This window comes from Proteiniphilum sp. X52, assembly GCF_003712195.1.
GTDB lineage: Bacteria > Bacteroidota > Bacteroidia > Bacteroidales > Dysgonomonadaceae > Proteiniphilum.
In genome coordinates this window covers 1-927 of the sequence record NZ_RDSD01000074.1, presented here as the reverse complement: position 1 = coordinate 927, position 927 = coordinate 1, and the positions used below count along the sequence as shown (strand labels likewise).

General features: G+C 33.7%; 1 protein-coding gene. It reads left to right on the top strand.

Features of this window, described 5'->3' with window-relative positions; genetic code table 11:
- Nucleotides 1-857: integrase core domain-containing protein (locus tag D7D25_RS17695; RefSeq protein WP_148038988.1), on the top strand; the 857-nt coding region annotated here is incomplete at its 5' end.
- Nucleotides 858-927 lie beyond the last annotated feature (70 nt).

Here is a 927-nt window from a genome sequence, read left to right as displayed (position 1 = left end):
GGCATGGGCCCCCGTCCGAACACCGGCAAGCCGCACAAAGGCGAAGGGCACACCGTCCACCCCTACCTGCTCAGGGGCTGAGGGTGGATCGTGTCAACCAGGTTTGGGCGATGGAGTTATATCAGAAAATAAAGGATTATATGGAATTTTATAACAGGAAAAGACCCCATCAGACATTGGGATATAAAACGCCGGAAGAGATGTTCCGGGAAACTAACTTATCTGATAGTAACAACTGTCTAAGAAAGGGGAGAAGCTTAGCAAAGTGTAAATTTGCTCCACTTTATTCAAAAATCAATATTATGAATAGATTGAATGATTTTATTTTATTTTTCTTATTTGGGTTATGCATTATATCTTGTAAAAATAGTTCGAAGCAGCAGTTCCAAAACTTGAAAGCAGATCGTTTGGATAATATAGATACAACTTTAATTTGTTATCTGGAAGAAAATATTGATGTAATTCAAAATATTGACGATGCTAAATTTTTGAACGATTCTATTTTCATTGTTATTACAAACAAGCAGCTTATAAAATATAATATTTTAGGGAAACAAATACAACTATTTGGCAGCAAAGGAATTGCACCGTATGAGTATATCACTCCATCCTTAATTGATGTAAATGATTCCTCTATATATGTTTGGTGTAATACATCAATGAAGTTAATTGAATATGATCATTATGGAAATTATAAAGGAGTAATTACTAATTACAAGGAAGCTATAAAAAACTTCAAGGTATATCAAGACAAATATATTTTTTTCTATAAAAACAATGGAATAAAACAAGGAATAATTGATGTCTACGACATAAAAAAAAATGAAAAAATCAAATCAGTTGGTATTTTTGGATAAAACGGTTTGATTTGTGCCAGTGATTTCGGTCTATGTGTGCCACCTTTTTCGGTTCAAACCGTGCCACTTT